Genomic DNA, 17,992 nt, shown 5'->3' on the forward strand with positions numbered 1-17,992 from the left:
CGAGGCATGACCGCACCGCTGCACGACGAGCGCCGGGCCACGTCCGGCGCTCGGCTGCCCGACACCCAGCAGGCGATGCGCCGCCGCAACCTCTCACGGGTGCTGCACGCCGTAGCCGCTCACGGGCCGCTGTCCCGTGCTGCCGTGGCCTCACACATCGGCCTCACACGCGCAGCCATCTCCACCCTCGTGGATGAATTGATCCGCTCGGGGTTCCTGGACGAGCTCGGCCCCGAGCGTCCGGCGCGAGTAGGACGGCCCGGAACCGCCCTCGCGGTCAGCGCGCGGGGGCCCGTCGGCATCGGTGCCGAAGTGGGCGTCGACCATCTCGCCGCGTGCGCAGTCGATCTGAGAGGCGAAACCCGCGCACGCGTCGTGCGGTCGACCCGGAATCGCGGGCGATCCCCCGTGCCGGTGCTGGAGGAACTCTCCATCCTGGTGGAGCAGGTGAGCGCCGAGGCCCGGCAGGCCGGCTTGTATCCCGCTGGCCTCGCGGTGGCCGTTCCCGGCCTGGTGGGGCGCGACGCACGAACGGTCGTGCGCGCACCCAACCTCGGCTGGCATGAGATCGACCTGGGCAGGCTTCTGCCCACCGAGCTGCCGTTGACCGTGGACAACGAAGCCAACTTCGGCGCACTCGCGGAGCTGTGGCTCGGTGAGGAACCGTCCCAGAACTTCCTCCACGTCTCGGCGGAGATCGGCATCGGTGCGGCGCTCGTAGTCGACGGGCAGCTGCTGCGCGGCACGCACGGCTTCGCCGGAGAACTGGGCCACGTACCCGTACGGCCCGATGGACCGGCATGTCCTTGCGGAGGGCGGGGCTGCCTGGAGCAGTACGCGGGCGAGGAGGCCGTGCTGCGCGCGGCGGGTCTGCAGCCCGGCGCCGAGCGGAGCGAAATCCTCGCCGAGCGAGCTGCCGCCGGCGACGCGGCGGTGCAGCGGGCACTGCACGACGCCGGGACGGCGCTCGGCATCGCTCTCACCGGTGCCGTCAACCTGCTGGACCCACAGGCGGTGAGGCTCGGGGGCGCGCTGTCTCGCCTCGCACCATGGCTGTTGCCCGCAGCCGTGCGGGAGCTGACAGAGAGGACGGCAGGTCGCGCCTGCGGCGTGACGGTCTCCCGTCTCGGCCCTGACGGGCCTCTGCTCGGCGCGGCGCACTCGGTCGCGCGAGCAGTGCTGGACGATCCGGTGGGTTTGGGCGTGACCCCGGGCTCGGGCTCGGCGTCGAGTACGGGCGTGCCGGGTGGGCCCCAGCCCCGCTGATGTCCGCCGGTGACCCGAACGGGTGACCGGGATATCCACAATCACGCTGCTGTACACAGATCCGAGCTACGCCCTTTCGCCTCAACCAGCAGGAGCCGTACCGTAATTCACGCGAGGCGCAGCGGCCCTGGTGGCAGGGACAGCGAGGCGGCGCCGACGCGGATCGGGGGCTTCGATGTCGAGGGAAACCAGAGCTGGGCTCGGACGGGGACTGCGGGACTCCCGCGAGTACCTGTTCCGCGGCCCGTTCGACCGGACCGACGACGTATCCGGCCGGAATGGAGCGAGGCATCGATGCGTGATCCCCGGATTCTGACCGTGCGCCCCGGTCCGAGCCAGTACGCCTGGACATTCGGAGGCGCCCCACCGGTGGCACGCATCGCTCCGGGAACGGTCCTCGACCTGTTCACGGAAGACTGCTTCGCGGGGAACGTTCGCTCGGAGAAGGACCTGGTCTATGAGGTCTGCGTCGCGCCCGCGGATCTGGAGATGCGCTCGGCGCCCGTACCCGATTCCCACGGCGGGAACATGGACACGCCCGAAATGCGCGTCGGCGTCACCTGTTATCTGGGGGACAACGTCGAGGGTGCCCTGCTGAGCCTCGGCGACGGCCACGCGCACCAAGGCGAGGGCGAGACATGTGGAGCGGCCGTCGAGTGCGCCCTGAATTCCATGGTGATCGTCGAGCTTTTCGAGGGGGTGTCCACGCCCTGGCCACGGCTGGAGTCCGACCCGCACATCATCTCGACCGGTTCGGCACGCCCTCTTGAGGACGCTTACCGAATATCCCAGCTGGACCTGGTGCAGCGGCTCGTCCGTGACTACGGCTTCAGCTAGCTGGACGCTTACCAGTTCGTGACCCGCACCGTCGAGTCCACGCTCGCCAACATCTGCGACACCAACTACACCTGCGTGGCCAAGATCCGCCAGGAATGGCTTCCCGCGCGTGAGACTCACCGTGGACTGCACGCACAGCTGCGTGAGACAGCCGTCTCGTTGCGGAACGTGGCGGTTCACCGCCCCCTCTAGCCCCAGCGCCTGTCGGCAGGGCCGCCCCTCCAGCCCGGTGTCCGGCGCTGCGGCTACTCCAATGCGGTGGTCCCCCCAAGCCAGGGGGCACCACCAATGCAGTGGGTTCCTCAAGTACAGCGCCAGTCCATCCGTTCCCCCCACCGAGAGGCAGGCCAGTCATGGATCGAGAAAGACGCTCCCCGAGCAGACGTCGGCTGTTGCAGGGCGCGGTCGCCGCCACCGTACCCGCAGCACTCCTGCCCGCCACCCGGGCCCGCGCCCAAGCCCGAGCGGTCGACTATCCCCTGGCCGAATCCGTTCCGGCCAGCAGTTCCAACTACACGGCCGCCAGCCGACCCAGCACCTATCCCATCGACTACGTGGTCATCCACGTCACTCAGGAGACGTACTCGGACACCCTCGCCATCTTCAAGAACCCGGCGAAACAGGTCTCGGCCCACTATGTGGTGCGTTCCAAAGACGGACACATCGCCCAGTGCGTCCGCGAGCGCAACGTCGCCTGGCACGCGGGGAACTGGAGCTACAACACACGCAGCATCGGCATCGAGCACGAAGGGTGGGTCGACAAACCCGAGTACTTCACCAACGCGATGTACGAGCAGTCCGCCGCTCTGACAGCGGCCGTATGCTCCAAGTACGGAATTCCCAAGGACCGTGAGCACATCATCGGCCACCATGAGGTTCCCGGCTCGGACCACACGGACCCCGGCCCGTACTGGGACTGGTCGCGTTACCTACGCCTCGTCAACTTCGCCTGAACGACCTCACCGGCCGGGGACAGGGATTGCCTCCGCCTCCTCCCGGCTCCCAGCTCCCAGTCCCCGGCATCCAGCACCCCGGTCCCAGCTCCGAGCCCCCGGCTCCCAGCTCCAGCGGTGTTCGGCTTCAGGACGCGTTCCCGTGCCACGTCCTTGTCGGCTCTCCCCTCCGGGGCGACGATGGCTGCACCGCATCGCCGTCCCGGGAGGCCGAGTTGACCGATCCATGGGTGGCACTGGAGCCGGGTGCTGATCCCGACGAGCGGGTGAGGATGCTGCGCCGGGCCCATGAAAGGTTCACCGGCATGGGCACCGTTTCCCGGCCGGTGCGCTCGGTGGTGGCCGACTCGTGGCGACGGTCAGCCAGGGCGCGGGTCTGCCCTGAAGGCACCGGCGCGGCGGTGGAGCTGACCGACGGTGATCTCGGCGCGTATCGGGCGGAGCATCCGCTGGCACGCGTGATGCCGCTGTTCCGGGAGTTGATGGGTACCTTCGCGGCCGACGGGGAGCATCTGCTCGCCGTATGCGACGCACAGGGCAGGCTGTTGTGGGTCGAAGGTCACCCGCAGGCGCGGCAGCGTGCCGGATGGATGAACTTCGTGCCGGGGGCGCGGTGGGCGGAGTCCGCCATGGGGACGAACGCACCGGGGACGGCGGTCGCCGTGGACCGGCCGGTCCAGGTTTTCGCTGCCGAGCACTTCATGCGGCGTGTTCAACCGTGGACCTGCGCGGCGGCTCCCGTGCACGACCCGCGCACGGGACGACTCATCGGTGCGGTCGACATCACCGGAGGGGACAGCCTCGCGCACCCGCACAGCCTCGCCTTCGTGCAGGCAGTCGCACGGGCGGCGGAATGCCAGCTGGCCCTGACCGCCCCATCGACGAGCACCGGCGAAGCCGTCGAGCTGGCCGCGCTGGGCCGGGACGAGGCACTGTTCGTCGCGGGTGGGCGCAAGGTGCGGCTCAGCCGTAGGCACAGCGAGATCGTCGTGCTGCTGGCCCGCCATCCGGAAGGGCTGAGCGGGGACGAGTTGTTGTGTGCGCTGTACGAGGACGAGTCGGTACCTCCAGTGACATTGCGGGCCGAGATGGCGCGGCTGCGCCGGGTCCTCGGAGCCGAGCTGCTCCGGTCGCGGCCGTACCGGCTGGCGGCTCCCGTCGAGTGTGACCTCGACACCGTCGAGCGTCGTCTGGGGGCGGGGGCGGTGACTGCGGCCGCAGCGGCGTACGCCGGGCCGCTGTTGCCCCAGTCGCAGGCGCCTGCCCTGGTCCGGCTCCGACGCAGACTTGCCGATCAGCTGCGGCATGCCCTCATCGACCGCAACGATCCGGACCTGCTCGCGGACTGGGCTCACACGCCATGGGGTGAAGACGACCTGACGGTGTGGCGGGCGCTCGCATCGCTGCGTCCGACCGCGCCGGTGCTGGCCCGCTTGCGGGAGCTCGACGCTGATCTGGCCGCACACTGAACCGGGCATGTCCGTTCCGTGGCCAGGGACAGGGCTGCGGTAACCGACGTGCCGTTCACTCGCCGTGTTCCTGGAGCTCATCTGTCGCGCCGTCGTCGGCCCTTCATCAGTGAGGCCGCTCCGGCCGATGCGAATCGTTTGGGAGCTCGAAACAGGCACCCAGCAGTAAGCAGATACGCGTCTTGGCTGAAGTCTCGGGGGTGTCTCCCCTCCGAGCGGATGGCGGCGCAACGTCGGCGCAACGTCCGTGCTCCTAGCCTCCGGGCGAGAGCTGCCCGACGGCGGGCAGTCTTCCCCGGGAGGCCAGCCAAGATGACCCGTTACGCAGCGCCCGGTACCGAGGGTGCGATCGTCTCCTACCAGTCGCGTTACGACCACTTCATCGGCGGCGAGTATGTGGCGCCCGCCCGTGGCCAGTACTTCGAGAACCCGAGCCCGGTCAATGGCCGGACCTTCACCGAGGTCGCCCGGGGCACCGCCGAGGACGTCGAGCGGGCCCTCGACGCGGCGCACGCGGCCGCGCCCGCATGGGGGCGTACCTCCGTCACCGAGCGGGCGGATGTCCTGCGGAAGATCGCCGACCGGATGGAGTCCCACCTCGAAGAGCTCGCAGTCGCGGAGAGCTGGGAAAACGGCAAGCCGATCCGCGAGACGCTGGCCGCCGACATTCCGCTCGCCATCGACCACTTCCGGTACTTCGCGGGCGTCATCCGCGCGCAGGAGGGGTCGCTGAGCGAGGTCGACGAGGACACCGTCGCGTACCACTTCCATGAGCCGCTCGGTGTCGTCGCGCAGATCATCCCGTGGAACTTCCCGATCCTCATGGCCACGTGGAAGCTGGCGCCTGCGCTCGCCGCGGGGAACGCCGTCGTCCTCAAGCCGGCCGAGCAGACCCCGGCCTCCATCCACTACTGGATGAGCCTGGTCGCCGACGTGTTGCCGCCTGGGGTCGTCAACATCGTCAACGGGTTCGGGGTGGAGGCCGGCAAGCCGCTGGCCTCCAGTCCGCGCGTCGCCAAGGTGGCTTTCACCGGGGAGACCACCACGGGGCGGTTGATCATGCAGTACGCCTCCGAGAACATCAAGCCGGTGACGCTGGAGCTGGGCGGCAAGTCGCCGAACATCTTCTTCGACGACGTGTGGGCCGCCGACGACGACTTCCGGGACAAAGCGTTGGAGGGGTTCACCATGTTCGCCCTCAACCAGGGCGAAGTGTGCACTTGTCCGTCACGGGCCCTGGTGCAGCGTGGGCACTACGGCGAGTTCCTCGAAGCGGCCGTCGCGCGCACCGAGCAGATCAAGGCCGGGCACCCGCTCGACACCGACACCATGATCGGCGCGCAGGCCTCCAACGATCAGCTGGAGAAAACCCTCTCCTATCTGGACATCGGCCAGCAGGAAGGCGCCAAGATACTGACGGGCGGCCAGCGCGTCGACTATGACGGCGAGTTGGCCGGCGGGTACTACGTCCAGCCGACGATCTTCGAGGGTGACAACCGCATGCGGATCTTCCAGGAGGAGATCTTCGGCCCTGTCGTATCGGTCGCTTCGTTCAACGACTTCGACGACGCCATCAAGATCGCCAACGACACGCTCTACGGGCTCGGGGCGGGAGTATGGACGCGTGACATCAACAACGCGTACCGGGCGGGCCGTTCCATCCAGGCGGGCCGTGTCTGGACGAACTGTTACCACGCGTATCCGGCGCATGCGGCGTTCGGTGGCTACAAGCAGTCAGGCATCGGCCGCGAGACGCACAAGATGATGCTGGAGCACTATCAGCAGACCAAGAACGTTCTTGTTTCATACAGTCCAAAGAAACTTGGGTTCTTCTAGAGCCTGAAGTCGGTTGCCTGGAGACGCCGTTGCGCTCCAGGCAGTCCGACGCGGGAGTCACGCTGGGTAAGCAACAGGCTGCCCCAGGTCGACCGTCGACCTGCACGAGGACTGTCCCCGGACCAGTCACGGACCAGACTGCCGTCCAGGGTGAGGCAGGCGGCAAGCCTCTGACACCCGTGGTGGCACGACATAGCGGAACCGCTCGGGCCCTGCAACACGCTCCATGGGCATGGACACGCTTCGAACCCGACGCTTGCATCACATGGTCCCCATGACCATCGCGCTGGCGGCCATGTGCCTGGCGTCGTGTGTCAACTCAGCCCAAAGTGGTGGGGACCGATTACCCGGCGGACCCGGCGGACTGTCAGTGCCTGCGCATAGCCTGCCGACATGCCCTCGAATACCGGTGAGCTCCGCCACGTCATGCTCGGCTCGATCTTCAGGCCCGAGGTTCCCCTCGGGCCGACCCGGGACACCCCCATCAGGTGCCACGCCTCGGCAACGGGCAGGGCAAGCTCCACGGAAGCCCCGAGTGCCGCTCACTGCGGTCAGCCGCCTCTGTGAACCAGTTCGACATCCCGGTCGGCGAAGCCGTCGAGCGGCTCTGTACGAACTGCCGGTGGGCTCTGTTCACGAACAGCCCGATCCTGCCGCTCGGCGCGGCGGTGAACGACGCGGACTCTCTCACCATCTGGCTCGACAGGGACCCCGGGGACGAGGGTGCCATCAAGGCCGAGCGTGACGCGGCAATCGCCCTCTCCACCAGCGACTACCCGCCTCACACCAACGAAGTCGGCGACGCGGAGGCGGAAGACAACGACGCTGGGCACGACGAGGAGTGGGAACGCTATGACCGCGCCCGTGCTCTCCGCTACGCACGCCTTTCACACTGGCGGCAACTGCACTCCTACCTGATACGGAGCAACCAGGCAGTAAGCCGATTACCCGTTCCTCGCCCCGTGGGACGAGGGGCTGCAGAGTCGGCTCACCGCAGTCCTCGACGCCGAACGTCGGGCTTTCGCGGACCTCGTCCAGCCGACCCATCTGCTGGAGGCGGCTGCCGTACGCGTCCTGCCCACGCCTCAGTTCTCCGGCGATCCCGGCTTCGCCGGGTTGGGAGCGGAAGCGGAGAAGACCTTCCGGCGAGCGTGGTACGAGTGGAGTCGCCGAGCCACCTGGTCCTGGCAGCGCCTGGAGAATCATGACTTCTCGGTGTACACCGTCGTCAGCGACGCCTTCGGGCGCCGCCGCAGCGGGAAGCCCGAAGCTCACACCGCCTTCCGTTGGAGCAGTGGGACCACGAAAGCCTCACCCATTCGTGACCTCACGCTGTCAGCTCGTCGCCAACACGGCCGTGATCAGGTCCCGGGGGCAGCCTGCCCGTATCGGGACCGATCAGCTGCGCGGCAGTGGCGAGCCGAGCAGCCAGTTGCCGGGTGCCTCGGTGTCGGTGCTGAGGTAGAACTCCTCGATGGCGGTGCGGAACTCGTCGTGGGTGATGGTGCCGCTGCCGTTGCGGTCGAGGCGCTGGAAGGCCGCGCTGGAGGTGGCCGGGTCGATACCGAGGGCCTCGTACATGCGGACGTACTCATCAGCGGTGAGCATGCCGCTCTTGTCGGTGTCCAGGGCGCGCATGAGGGCGTCGATGATGGGCGTCACCAGGCGTTCGACGGTCTTGGCATCAGCGGCGATGTGGGAGCGCATGGCGGTGATGAACTGTTGGCGCCCGATGCGGCCCTGAGCGTCCGGAGCACCGGCCTCGCCCAGGACGTCCCACCAGAGCATGAATGCCTCGCGCAGCGCGTTCTTGTTGCTCTCGTCCGGCGCTACCGCGGCGAACACCTCACCGATCTGCTGGAAGTCATCGCGGGTGAGGTAGCCGTCGCTAGTGCGGTCGAACCATGTGAACAGGAAGGTGAACTTCCGCTCGGTGCTGTTATGCGCCATGGCGGCCTCCTTGAACGGAGTGGTTGGTCTGGGCGTTGAAGCTGGTCGGCCCGACCTTGGAACCTGGAGTCGGCACTCTGGGGTTCCATCGGAGCTTCAGGTCTCGATGTGCGTAAGGGAGCCAGCCCAATTCCCTTATGCGAGACGGCCGAAGATGTGGTTGGCCGGCGAGCCGGGATCGTCTCCATAGAAGAACTCGGAGACGGCTTTGTGATATTCGACCCGCGAGAGGGATCCGGATGCATCAAGGTCGAGTGCGTCAAACACCTCGGCGCACTCGTCGTCGGCGGCCCGTCCAGTGCTTCCGAAGATGTGTGTGAACTCGGTGCGGCTGATCGCACCGTCGCCATCGCCGTCGGCGAGGTCAAAGAAGCGGTCGGCGACCGGCGCAAGCTCCTCGGAGTAGCGGGTGCGATCGGTGAAAGTGGCGGCGAGCGCCTGTGTGACCTCCGCCAAGGTCACCCTGTCGTCCTTGTCGGCGTCGGCGGGGGCGATCACGGACTCCCAGAACCCGTGCATGGTCTCGTACATCTGCCGCGCCTGAGGGGAGTCGGGGGCGATACCCCTGGCCCGGACGTAGCGCTCGCTCATCGTGACGACGTCCTGCCGCGTTATCGCGCTGTCGCCGTCGACGTCTGCGGCACGGAACCACCGCTCGTACTTGCGTGTGCGCAGCTCACCCATAGGCGCACGGTAAATGCGCCTCAGTGGTGCGACTAGGCCTATTCCCGGCCGCCGACGCGAACAGGAGGGACCTGTGCCTTCACTGGCGGATCGCTGTCCCTGTGCTCAACAGCATTGTGCGCGTCGGCCTTCAGCTCGCGAACTTCACGGTACGAGCCGAATTCCACGCTTCTCCAGATGCTCCAACATGTCTCATCCCTCCATGCGGCAGGACTCGTGCGAAGACGCCACCCTCCTGATGATCTTGTTCTCATCGACCGTTCGCAGCCGCTCGAGGGACAGGCGGACGAATCGGCTCGGGATCCGGTACAGCGAAGACCCGCCGTTCCGACGTCGTCGGCAGAAGCTCCCGCCACCTGGCGAAAAGGCTTCGGCCGCGCAGGCGGGGCGATACTGGTGGTGACAGTCGTCCCACCGCCGCGCTGGCCTCGGACGCGGGCCCGGTGGGTGGGGACGCTCCTTTGTCGATGCCTCCGAGGGGAGCCGTTCATGACCACGGCGAAAGACCTGTTCATCATCGCCATGGACCTGAAGCATTCCGTGGGACAGGGCGATCTATCCCTCGCACTCGCGGGAGCCGAGCTGATCGATCTCATCGGTGCGGGGGTGGTCACCGTGGACGGCGACCGCATCGTGCCGGTTGGACAGCCGACGCTGGACGATCGGTTCATGGGCGAGGCTGCGGCAGGGCTCACTCAGCAGGCGCCCTACGAGCGGATCGAGGACTGGATGTGGCGCCGGGGCCGAGACCTCTCGGCCGCGTACCAGGCCGCCATGGAGGAGAACGATGAGCTGAAGCCGCAGCTCAGCGGCCGGTTGCCTTTCGGCTCGCAGCGCGTGGAACTGGTCGATACGCCCGCGCGCCGACGTGCAGCCGACCGCTGGAAAGAGAAGGAACCCGTCCTGGCCTCCCTCGCCTCGGCCGTGGGCATCGACGACGAACGATCCGACGATGAACCCGGCCTCGATGACGAGGCGGTGACGACCGTGCTGGCCGCCGTCCACGACGCGGTGATGGAGCTGGAGGCCGTACGCCAGAGGCGGACCATCGAGAACGCCGCCTTCGCCAACCTCTGGCGCGGACCGTGAGCCGAGCCCGCCTTCGGGAGCGCGGTCGAGTCCGACGGCTACGCGGTCGCGCGGCCGTCGGTCGGCGCCTACGGTATGTCCGTGGACCAGTTCCGGTCAGGTTCGCGCGGCCTACAACTGGGAACTGGGTGTGCGTCCGGCGCCGCCACCATCTGATCGCGGTGTCTCATGAGACACCGCCAAGTCTGGAGAACGACCCCGCACTTCCCTCCCTCGCGCCCCACCCGACCAGCGGGCCCGTCGAGCCGCAGAGCGCACAGGAAACCGCCCAACAGGCGGCCCGCGCCCTCACCGTCCTCGGCCAGGCAACCCGCAGCGCCCGCTGGCACCGCCTGCTCACCAAGATCCGGACCAGATGCGGCCAACTCGGCCCAGCCGCAGCCGCTTCCACCCATAGTCGCAGCTCAGAGGCTATGGTGAGCCTGTACCACAAGCAGACCAAGAACCTTTTGGTGTCGTACTCGCCGAAGAAGCTCGGCTTCTTCTAGAGGCACGAAAAAAGGCGCCTGACCTGGGCTTTTGCCAGTCAGGTGCCTTCTGTGTGGGCACTGCGGTCCCACCCCAGCATGGACTGCTCGATCAAGCGGCCGACCTGCTCCCTCACGCCATCCGGGAACTTGGCAGCACCGGAAGAGGACCGCAATGCTCTGGTCGGCGCGGCAAGCGCATTCGGCCGGATCCACACACCGGAATACAGCCAGAACGAGATTCCGGCGCGCCGGAGATCGTAGGGCCGTCCGGTCCGCTCCGGCCGCCCCGGAGGTCAGCACCAGCCACAACAGGTCTTCGTACTGGGTGGCCGCCACGGTGGTCGAGTCCGGCCGCCGAACAGCGCGTTCTTCGAGGGGCCGGAGCCGGCGTGGGGCGGATGGATGAACGAAGTGGTCTGACCGGGCGATCGCGCCCACGCCGGACGTTCAAGCCGCGAGGTGGGGCGCAAGCTGGGCTGAGCTCGGGTGGCGGAAGGGACGCGGGCCGAGGCCGAGGTCGAGGGGCGACGTTGCTTCAGCGGTTGCGTTACAGGTTCGACAATGTCATGGCGCGCGGCACCCCGGCGCTCATCGGAGTACTGGCCGTTGCGTGCTGCGTACTCGTGTTGCTCAACGGGGCACTGTTGTTGCTGCTCGCTCCGGCGGGGGCGCCTTCGGAAGGTGGCGGGTCGTGGCTGTGGTCCGGTTTCCTGCGGGTCATCAGCCCAGCGGTGATCGCCAGGGACAGGGGGCCGGCTCCGTTCCTGGCCGTTGCGGTGCTGATGGCCTTCGGCGGGATCTTTCTGATGAGCACGCTGATTCCGGTGATCAGCGCAGGACTCCAGAACCAGCTGGCCCGCTTGCGCCGCGGCCGTTCGGCCGTGGTGGAGAGCGGGCACACGATCGTGCTGGGCTGGTCTCCCCATGTCCATACCGTGCTCTGCGAGTTGGTGGAGGCCAATCGCAACCAGCGCCGTGCCTGCGTGACCATCCTCGCGGAGAAGGACCGTCCGGAGATGGAAGCCGCGATCCGGGAACGGGTGGGGCGTACCGCCACCACCAGGGTCGTGTGCCGCAGCGGTGACCCCACCGACCCGGTCGACATCGCCATCGTCAATCCTTCGAGCGCACGCTCGATCATCGTGATCCCGCCGGAGGGCGACGATCCTGACATCGCGGTCGTCAAGTCACTGCTGGCCGTGGAGAGCAGCCGGGCTCCTGGCGGGCAGGGCCGCGAAGGCGCACCAGTGATCGTGGCGAGTGTCCAGGAGGCACAGAATCTGTCCGTGGCGCGACTGGCCGGCGGTGCCACCTGCCATGTCATCAGCGCTCAGGGATTCATCTCCCGGTTGATGGTGCAGATGAGCCTTCAGTGCGGGCTGTCCACGGTCTATACCGGCCTGTTGGACTTCGAAGGCGATGAGATCTACATGCAGCGGCAGCCCGAGCTGGTCGGACAGACCTTCGGTGAGACGCTGGCCGCCTTCCAGACCTCGTGCGTGATCGGGTTGATGGACGCCTCCGGTCGCGTACGGCTCAACCCTCGCCACGACACGGTGTTCCGCGAGCAGGACCAGGTCGTCGCCATCAGCCGGGACGACGACACAGTGCTGCTGTCCGAGACGGTGCCCGCCGTCGACGAGACGGCGATCTCACTCCCCGATGTCCCCGAGCGGCCGGGCCGCCAGGTGCTGATGGTGGGGTGGAGCCGGCACGCGCCTGACATCGTCCGCCAGCTCCAGACGCAGTTGCCCGCGGGGTCCCGGGTGGATGTGATCGCCGACAGTGACCTCACCGGCGCCGCGAAACTGCTCACCGGCGAGGGCGACGGTGTCCCGGAGGTGTCTTTCCGCCGGGCCGACACCACCCGGCGGGACGTGCTGGAGTCCGCCGGACTGGGGGCCTACGACCACGTCATGGTCATCTGTCCGAATGAGCGGGAACCCCGCGAATCCGATGCCCGCACCCTCACCACACTGCTGAAGCTACGCGATCTGGCGACCCGGCACTCCTACGATTTCTCCCTGGCCACGGAGATCGCCGACGACCGAAACCGCGCCCTGGTCCGGGCGGCGAAGGCGGACGACTTCATCGTGAGCAGCGAGTTGGTCAGCCTGTGCCTTGCCCAGCTCTCCGAGAACCCTCATCTGAGCCAGGTCTTCGACGAGTTGCTCGGACCGCAGGGTGTCCAGATCAGCCTGCGCCCCATGGCCGGCTACGTACGGACCGGTGCGGACACCGACTTCTACTCAGTGACCGCCGCGGCCGCCCGGCGCGGTGAGATCGCCATCGGTCACCGCCTCCACGACCGGGCCCAACTGCCGCCCGACTACGGGGTTCTGATCAACCCCGACAAGGCGGAACGCGTCAGTTACACCCATCACGACCAGATCATCATCTTGTCGCCAGGCGCGCATGGCGACCCCTGAGCGCGGCGGGCAGCCTCGCGCCCAGGTACCGCAAGGAGAGCGCATGCGGGTCCGGGAGAAGAGCGTATGTCCGACCGGGTGACCCGCGCTCTCCAACGTGGTGTCCCGGCCAGGGACAGCACGGTCGCGGGGCGAGGCTGTGACCATGAACGAACAGCCTTCCAGACGCTCCGTCATGACCGCGGCCGGCAGCACCGCCCTCACCGCCGGCCTCAGCGCCTCCGTCCCACAGGCGACCGCCGCATCCGCTCTCGCGCCCCCGGCCACGCCCTACGCGCCGGTCGAGGGCGCCACCTGGCAGACCTGCCTGGCAGTCGCCCGGGCCATCCTCGTCCTCGACGAGGACAACCGTCCCCTCACCCCCGCGTACACCAATATCCTGCTCGGCAAGGGCCTGCCCCGTGGGAGGGTGCGCAGGAAGGTCCTGGTCATCGGGGCCGGACCGGCCGGCCTCGTGGCCGCCCACCTGCTACGAGAGGGCGGGCACGACGTCACCGTGCTCGAGGCCAACGCCAACCGGGTCGGCGGGCGCATCAAGACCTTCCGCACCGGCGGCCACGAGAACGCCGAGCAGCCGTTCGCCGACCCCGCTCAGTACGCGGAGGCCGGAGCGATGCGGATTCCCGACAGCCACCCTCTGGTGACCGGGCTGACGGAATCACTCGGCCTCCAGCGTCGCCGCTTCCACCTCATCGACGTGGACGCCTCGGGGAAACCCGCGAACCGTACATGGATCCACGTCAACGGCATCCGGGCCCGCCGCGCCGACTACCAGGACAGGCCCCGGCGGATCAACCGCTCCTTCGGCGTCCCCGCGCAGCACGAGAACACTCCCGCGGCCGACCTGCTGCGCGCCGCACTGGCACCGGCCCGGGCACGGGTCGAGGGCAAGAGCGGCCGCGAACTCGTCCAGGGCTGGGCAAGCGTGCTCCACGAGTACGGGCACTGGTCGATGTACCGCTACCTCAAGGAGCGAGCCGGACTCGACGACAACACCATCGCCCTGATCGGCACCCTCCAGAACCTCACCTCCCGCCTGCATCTCTCCTTCCTCCACAGCTTCCTCTCCGCGGCCCTGATCAGCCCGAGCACCGCTTTCTACGAGTTGGCCGGAGGCACCGCCACTCTGGCCGACGCCCTCTACGAGCGGGTGAGCGACCTGGTGCACCTGGACCGGCGCGCCGTACGCATCGAACACCGGCCCGGCAGCGGCGTCACCGTGCACACCGTCTCCGAGAGCCGCTCGAGCCAGCCCGTGACCGAAGAGTTCAGCGGCGACGAAGCGATCATCACCGTGCCCTTCTCCGGGCTGCGCCACGTCACCTTCACCCCCGCCATCTCCTACCGGAAACGGCGTGCCATCACCGAACTCCACTACGACGCGGCCACCAAGGTGCTCCTGGAGTTCTCACGCCGGTGGTGGGAGTTCACCGAACAGGACTGGAAACGCGAACTCGACGCCGTACACCCCGGTCTGTACGAGGCATACCGCACCGGAAAGGCACCCACGGACGGCTCGTTGCTCGGCGCCCACCCCTCCGTCCCCGAGGGCCAGGTTCCCGAGCGCCAGCGCATCCACTACGCGGCACACCGTGCTCCCCAGCGAAACCAGCCCGAAGCTGCGCGGGTCATCGGCGGCGGCTCGACCACCGACAATCCCAATCGTTTCATCTGGGAACCCTCACATCCCGTCCCCGGCAGTCCGGGGGGAGTTCTGCTCGCTTGCTACAGCTGGTCCGACGACGCCCTGAAGTGGGACGCCTACGACGACGAAGAGCGGTATCCCCTGGCACTCACCGGAGTTCAGGAGGTATACGGCCAGCGCACCGAGATCTTCTACACGGGAAAGGGCCGCACCCAGTCGTGGATGCGCGACCCCTACGCCTACGGGGAAGCATCCGTCCTTCTTCCAGGTCAGCACACCGAACTCTTCCCCGACATCCCTACCTCCGAAGGCCCCCTGCACTTCGCGGGCTGTCACACCTCCCTCAAGCCCGCATGGATCGAAGGAGCCATCGAATCGGCGATCCGCACTGCGCTGGAAGTCCATACCAGGTGACAGGGGGCCACGGGAACGGTTTCTATGCCACGGCGTGGGAACGGGCCGAGTGGTGCACGTGGTCACCCCGTACCGCCGGGTGAGCAGTTGTCCACCAGCTCTTCGTTCAGCAGCTCACGCATCAGCGGTAGGGCTGGAGTGGCGGCAACGTCTGACAGCCGTTCGAGCACTGGACGGATGCTTTCGCCCTCGCCGTGGCGGATGCCTCGGGCTCAACAACTGCCGATGTACATACGGCGCTTGGCCCGACCACCGAGCCGGGGGTTGGTGTCCGCTTCCATCATCGGACGGACCAAGTCCGCCCCTTAGCACGAGGGGTCGCCGCCTCGCGGGCTCGGCGGCCGTGGTCCCGGGGGGTCACCGCGCGTCCGTCACGACGAATCCCCGGCTCCCGCCGAGGAGGAAGACACCCACGCCAGGCACGACCGCCCCGATCGTCGGCGCCACGAACGGCCAGGGAAAGCCGAGCGACACCGCCGGGTACGGGCGATTGCGGCGCTCCAGGCGAGGACTCGTGAGCTGGCAGCGGCGATTGTCCTAACGACGCGGAAGGCTGCAGTGGAGGCGGCAGCCTCGAAGGAGTCGGCTGACGTGTCGCCCGTGAGGCAGCGGCAACAGCTCTGAGGCTGTTCGACAATGATACGGAGCTCGTCTCAGAGCTTCTCGGCCTACCGGCCGATGAGTTGGAGCGGGAGGCAAAGCCTGTTACCTGCGGCTCGGGCGAAGGAGGTCATCGGGGTGCTACGTGCTCACGCGGAACGCCCTCGCCCTCGCCGCTCGCGGTCTCTCTCCCACCCCCTGCGGCCACAACGGGACAGCGGAAACAGCCCGGGCCCGACATCATCCTGAGGCGGCACTCACTGCTTTGCTACACGTTGCTACTCGGTCGGCTCGGTCGCCGGCCTGGAGCGCGACCAGAGCTCCTCCGCGTGCTCCGAGAAGCGGTCGAACATGCCACCGTCCTTGACGCGCCGGAGATGCATGAGGGGCGAGTCGTGGCCCACCAGTCGTGCCAGGTGGGGTGTCACAAGCTCTTGATCATCGAAACGGAAGACGGACAAGGAGACGTGGTTCACTGCGTCTTCCGGCGCACTGAAGTGGACTTCCAAGCCGTCCTGGTCCCCGATCCGCTTCAGCTCTTCGAGGGTCATGTGGATGCGTGTGGAGACCGTAAGTGCCACATCCTCGATCACCTCACGTTGTCTGGTGACCTCTCCGTCCGGGTCCCCCAGGAGGAAGCGGACTCTCACACCCTCTTTCACCTTGCGCCGCAGCGTCTGTGAGAAGGCGGGCACCAAGGTCCAGAAGAAGTAGTTGGTGTACCCGCCTAGAAAGAGTTCGTCTCGGGTCTCTTCGATCAAGGAACCCCACAGGGTGGACGGCGCCGCAGATCGGTACGGGTAGCTCTGGACGATCTCCACGTCCCCGCCTGTCTTCAGCCGCTCCTTGACGGATTTAGGCCAGAGCATGTCTTCATCTACTCCCAACGCGCGGGCGGCATCTTCCCTGTTCCGGGCGTGTGGTCTCAACTCGGCATCCGCCAACCACCGCTCCACCGTCTTGCTTGTAACCCCGATAGCGACAGCCAACCGCCGTGGCGACTGGTTGGCTGCGTCCATAGCCTGACGAAGCGATGTATTCAAGGCTTCTCCCCCCGACATTTGGGCCTTTTCCAAACTACCGCCTGGACATCTCAACTGTCCCTGTCCGTGGGCAGTTACGTCCGTCTAGGGGGTCGACCCTCGGTAAGCGGCCTCGTACGGGCGCGAGGCTCCCGACTAGGGAGCCCCCCTCTACCTGGCTGCGACGCAGGACCGCCCGACCACATGCAGGGTGATCGGGCGGCTAGCCGACTGCTAGGAGCCGACATGGCAGACAGTACGGGCCGTGCAGGGAAGACGAAAAGTGGCACCACCCCCCAACCAGTGCACGCGGCCTTCGACTGGTTGGCGAGCGCCCTCCGGGAGCCGCGCTACGCACACCGGGAGTGGCAGGAACGAGGGATGGCGCTCCTGCCTCTGGGCGCCAGGTTCAACACGGTGTGCCTGGAGGCCCGTCTCGTGAACAGCGCGGTCGGGTCGGATGACCTGGACATCGTGGCGCAGACACTGGCCGAGCTGCTGGACGGGCCGGTCATCCACAACTGCGTGCAGCGCATGTACTACCCGCTGACCCAGGTGTCCCCGGTGGCACGGTGGGCCCACCGGGAGGCTGCTCCCATGCTCGGCTTCGGGCACTTCCTCAGCGTCCCCGCCTCAGACCTCACCGGGCCGCTCGGTCATCACTGGGCCGTGCGCCCCCGCGACGTGGGGGACCTCTGCGCCGTCCCGGGCGTCGCCGCTCTGATCCACCTCGAACGCGAAGCGCGGGCACGGGGGGCCCAATGATCGCCAACGAGGGGGTAGCAGCCGCCTCACTGTTCAGTCCGGAGGGGGCGGCGTACGCGTTGAACGGACGTCTGCGCGGGCACACGCTCAGTTGCCCCGCCTGCCGCACCGATGAGTGCGAAGAGGGGGCGCGGATGCGCCGAGCACTGCGGGCCGTGCAGACCCTCCTGAAGGAGCCCGAGCCTCCTGTGACTCCCCAGAGGGGGTCTGCATGCTGAGCAGCTCAGAGCCTCCTCGGTGCGGCCGGTGCGGCTGCATCGTGCGTGAAGGCGAGGCCAACGAGCCACGCCTTTGCGCGTCCCTTTCCGGGCCTCCCATTCGCGGTGTTGTCCACAGCCAGGAGTGCCCTCCCGCAGTGGCCCGTGTTGTCGTGCCCTGTGCGCCGTGTCTTCGCGTGCTCCTGGAGGACAGGGCCGGCGGGCAGCACGACTGTGTGCTCACGAGTGCGGTCGTTGTGGAAGGCGCGCGGTTGGTCATCGGGCTCGAAGAGGACTGCCCGTGTCCATGCCCGGTTCCGGAGGAGAGCGAAGCTCTCCAGGCAGCTCGGGCCAAGGCCCGCGAAT

General features: G+C 67.7%; 12 protein-coding genes and 1 pseudogene. 10 read left to right on the forward strand and 3 right to left on the reverse strand.

The window, feature by feature from the left end; genetic code table 11:
• Positions 1–6: 6 nt before the first annotated feature.
• The 5 genes and pseudogenes from ACZ69I_RS25110 to exaC all read left to right on the forward strand — a co-directional run bounded on the left by ACZ69I_RS25110 (position 7) and on the right by exaC (position 6,361).
• A complete protein-coding gene (locus ACZ69I_RS25110; protein WP_470834732.1) occupies positions 7–1,266 on the forward strand; it encodes an ROK family transcriptional regulator in 1,260 nt (419 codons plus the stop codon).
• A gap of 294 nt (positions 1,267–1,560) precedes the next feature.
• Positions 1,561–2,295 (forward strand): annotated as a pseudogene (locus tag ACZ69I_RS25115) (acetamidase/formamidase family protein).
• A 161-nt stretch (positions 2,296–2,456) separates the two neighbouring features.
• Positions 2,457–3,056, forward strand: a complete 600-nt coding sequence (locus tag ACZ69I_RS25120) for an N-acetylmuramoyl-L-alanine amidase (RefSeq protein WP_470834733.1) — start codon at positions 2,457–2,459, stop codon at positions 3,054–3,056.
• 215 nt (positions 3,057–3,271) lie between these two features.
• Positions 3,272–4,525, forward strand: a complete 1,254-nt coding sequence (locus ACZ69I_RS25125; RefSeq protein WP_470834735.1) for a winged helix-turn-helix domain-containing protein — start codon at positions 3,272–3,274, stop codon at positions 4,523–4,525.
• A 312-nt stretch (positions 4,526–4,837) separates the two neighbouring features.
• Positions 4,838–6,361 (forward strand): acetaldehyde dehydrogenase ExaC, encoded by a 1,524-nt coding sequence (exaC, locus tag ACZ69I_RS25130; protein WP_470834737.1) that lies wholly within the window; start codon positions 4,838–4,840, stop codon positions 6,359–6,361.
• A gap of 1,398 nt (positions 6,362–7,759) precedes the next feature.
• Here exaC and ACZ69I_RS25135 read toward each other — a convergent pair.
• The gene (locus ACZ69I_RS25135) at positions 7,760–8,311 is read right to left on the reverse strand and encodes an EF-hand domain-containing protein (protein ID WP_470834738.1); all 552 of its coding nucleotides are present in this window, start codon (positions 8,309–8,311) and stop codon (positions 7,760–7,762) included.
• Positions 8,312–8,446: 135 nt separating this feature from the next.
• Complete coding sequence (locus ACZ69I_RS25140) at positions 8,447–8,995, reverse strand: EF-hand domain-containing protein (protein ID WP_470834739.1); 549 nt, start codon at positions 8,993–8,995, stop codon at positions 8,447–8,449.
• A gap of 489 nt (positions 8,996–9,484) precedes the next feature.
• Between ACZ69I_RS25140 and ACZ69I_RS25145 the strand changes: the two genes are divergently transcribed.
• The 4 genes from ACZ69I_RS25145 to ACZ69I_RS25160 all read left to right on the forward strand — a co-directional run bounded on the left by ACZ69I_RS25145 (position 9,485) and on the right by ACZ69I_RS25160 (position 15,042).
• On the forward strand, positions 9,485–10,084 hold the full coding sequence (locus ACZ69I_RS25145; RefSeq protein WP_470834740.1) for a GOLPH3/VPS74 family protein: 600 nt from the start codon (positions 9,485–9,487) through the stop codon (positions 10,082–10,084).
• Between the two features lie 161 nt (positions 10,085–10,245).
• Entirely contained in the window at positions 10,246–10,572 is a 327-nt protein-coding gene (locus ACZ69I_RS25150; protein ID WP_470834742.1) for a hypothetical protein, read from the forward strand.
• A 548-nt stretch (positions 10,573–11,120) separates the two neighbouring features.
• Positions 11,121–12,983, forward strand: a complete 1,863-nt coding sequence (locus ACZ69I_RS25155; protein WP_470834744.1) for a CASTOR/POLLUX-related putative ion channel — start codon at positions 11,121–11,123, stop codon at positions 12,981–12,983.
• Between the two features lie 145 nt (positions 12,984–13,128).
• Positions 13,129–15,042, forward strand: a complete 1,914-nt coding sequence (locus ACZ69I_RS25160; RefSeq protein WP_470834746.1) for an FAD-dependent oxidoreductase — start codon at positions 13,129–13,131, stop codon at positions 15,040–15,042.
• An 878-nt stretch (positions 15,043–15,920) separates the two neighbouring features.
• Here ACZ69I_RS25160 and ACZ69I_RS25165 read toward each other — a convergent pair.
• Positions 15,921–16,661, reverse strand: coding sequence for an XRE family transcriptional regulator (locus ACZ69I_RS25165; RefSeq protein ID WP_470834747.1), 741 nt, complete (start codon positions 16,659–16,661; stop codon positions 15,921–15,923).
• Between the two features lie 384 nt (positions 16,662–17,045).
• Here ACZ69I_RS25165 and ACZ69I_RS25170 point away from each other — a divergent pair, with 384 nt between their 5' ends.
• Entirely contained in the window at positions 17,046–17,429 is a 384-nt protein-coding gene (locus ACZ69I_RS25170) for a hypothetical protein (RefSeq protein ID WP_470834749.1), read from the forward strand.
• The last annotated feature ends 563 nt before the right edge of the window (positions 17,430–17,992 follow it).

The organism is Streptomyces sp. NPDC036815, from assembly GCF_055609205.1.

What these genes read in the sequence shown, in the direction of transcription:
- ACZ69I_RS25110 (WP_470834732.1), top strand. Translation starts at nt 7, where the DNA reads ATGACCGCACCGCTGCACGACGAGCGCCGGGCCACGTCCGGCGCTCGG.
- ACZ69I_RS25145 (WP_470834740.1), top strand. Translation starts at nt 9,485, where the DNA reads ATGACCACGGCGAAAGACCTGTTCATCATCGCCATGGACCTGAAGCAT.
- ACZ69I_RS25120 (WP_470834733.1), top strand. Translation starts at nt 2,457, where the DNA reads ATGGATCGAGAAAGACGCTCCCCGAGCAGACGTCGGCTGTTGCAGGGC.
- ACZ69I_RS25170 (WP_470834749.1), top strand. Translation starts at nt 17,046, where the DNA reads ATGGCGCTCCTGCCTCTGGGCGCCAGGTTCAACACGGTGTGCCTGGAG.
- ACZ69I_RS25140 (WP_470834739.1), bottom strand. Translation starts at nt 8,995, where the DNA reads ATGGGTGAGCTGCGCACACGCAAGTACGAGCGGTGGTTCCGTGCCGCA.
- ACZ69I_RS25155 (WP_470834744.1), top strand. Translation starts at nt 11,121, where the DNA reads ATGGCGCGCGGCACCCCGGCGCTCATCGGAGTACTGGCCGTTGCGTGC.
- ACZ69I_RS25160 (WP_470834746.1), top strand. Translation starts at nt 13,129, where the DNA reads ATGAACGAACAGCCTTCCAGACGCTCCGTCATGACCGCGGCCGGCAGC.
- exaC (WP_470834737.1), top strand. Translation starts at nt 4,838, where the DNA reads ATGACCCGTTACGCAGCGCCCGGTACCGAGGGTGCGATCGTCTCCTAC.
- ACZ69I_RS25135 (WP_470834738.1), bottom strand. Translation starts at nt 8,311, where the DNA reads ATGGCGCATAACAGCACCGAGCGGAAGTTCACCTTCCTGTTCACATGG.
- ACZ69I_RS25165 (WP_470834747.1), bottom strand. Translation starts at nt 16,661, where the DNA reads ATGGACGCAGCCAACCAGTCGCCACGGCGGTTGGCTGTCGCTATCGGG.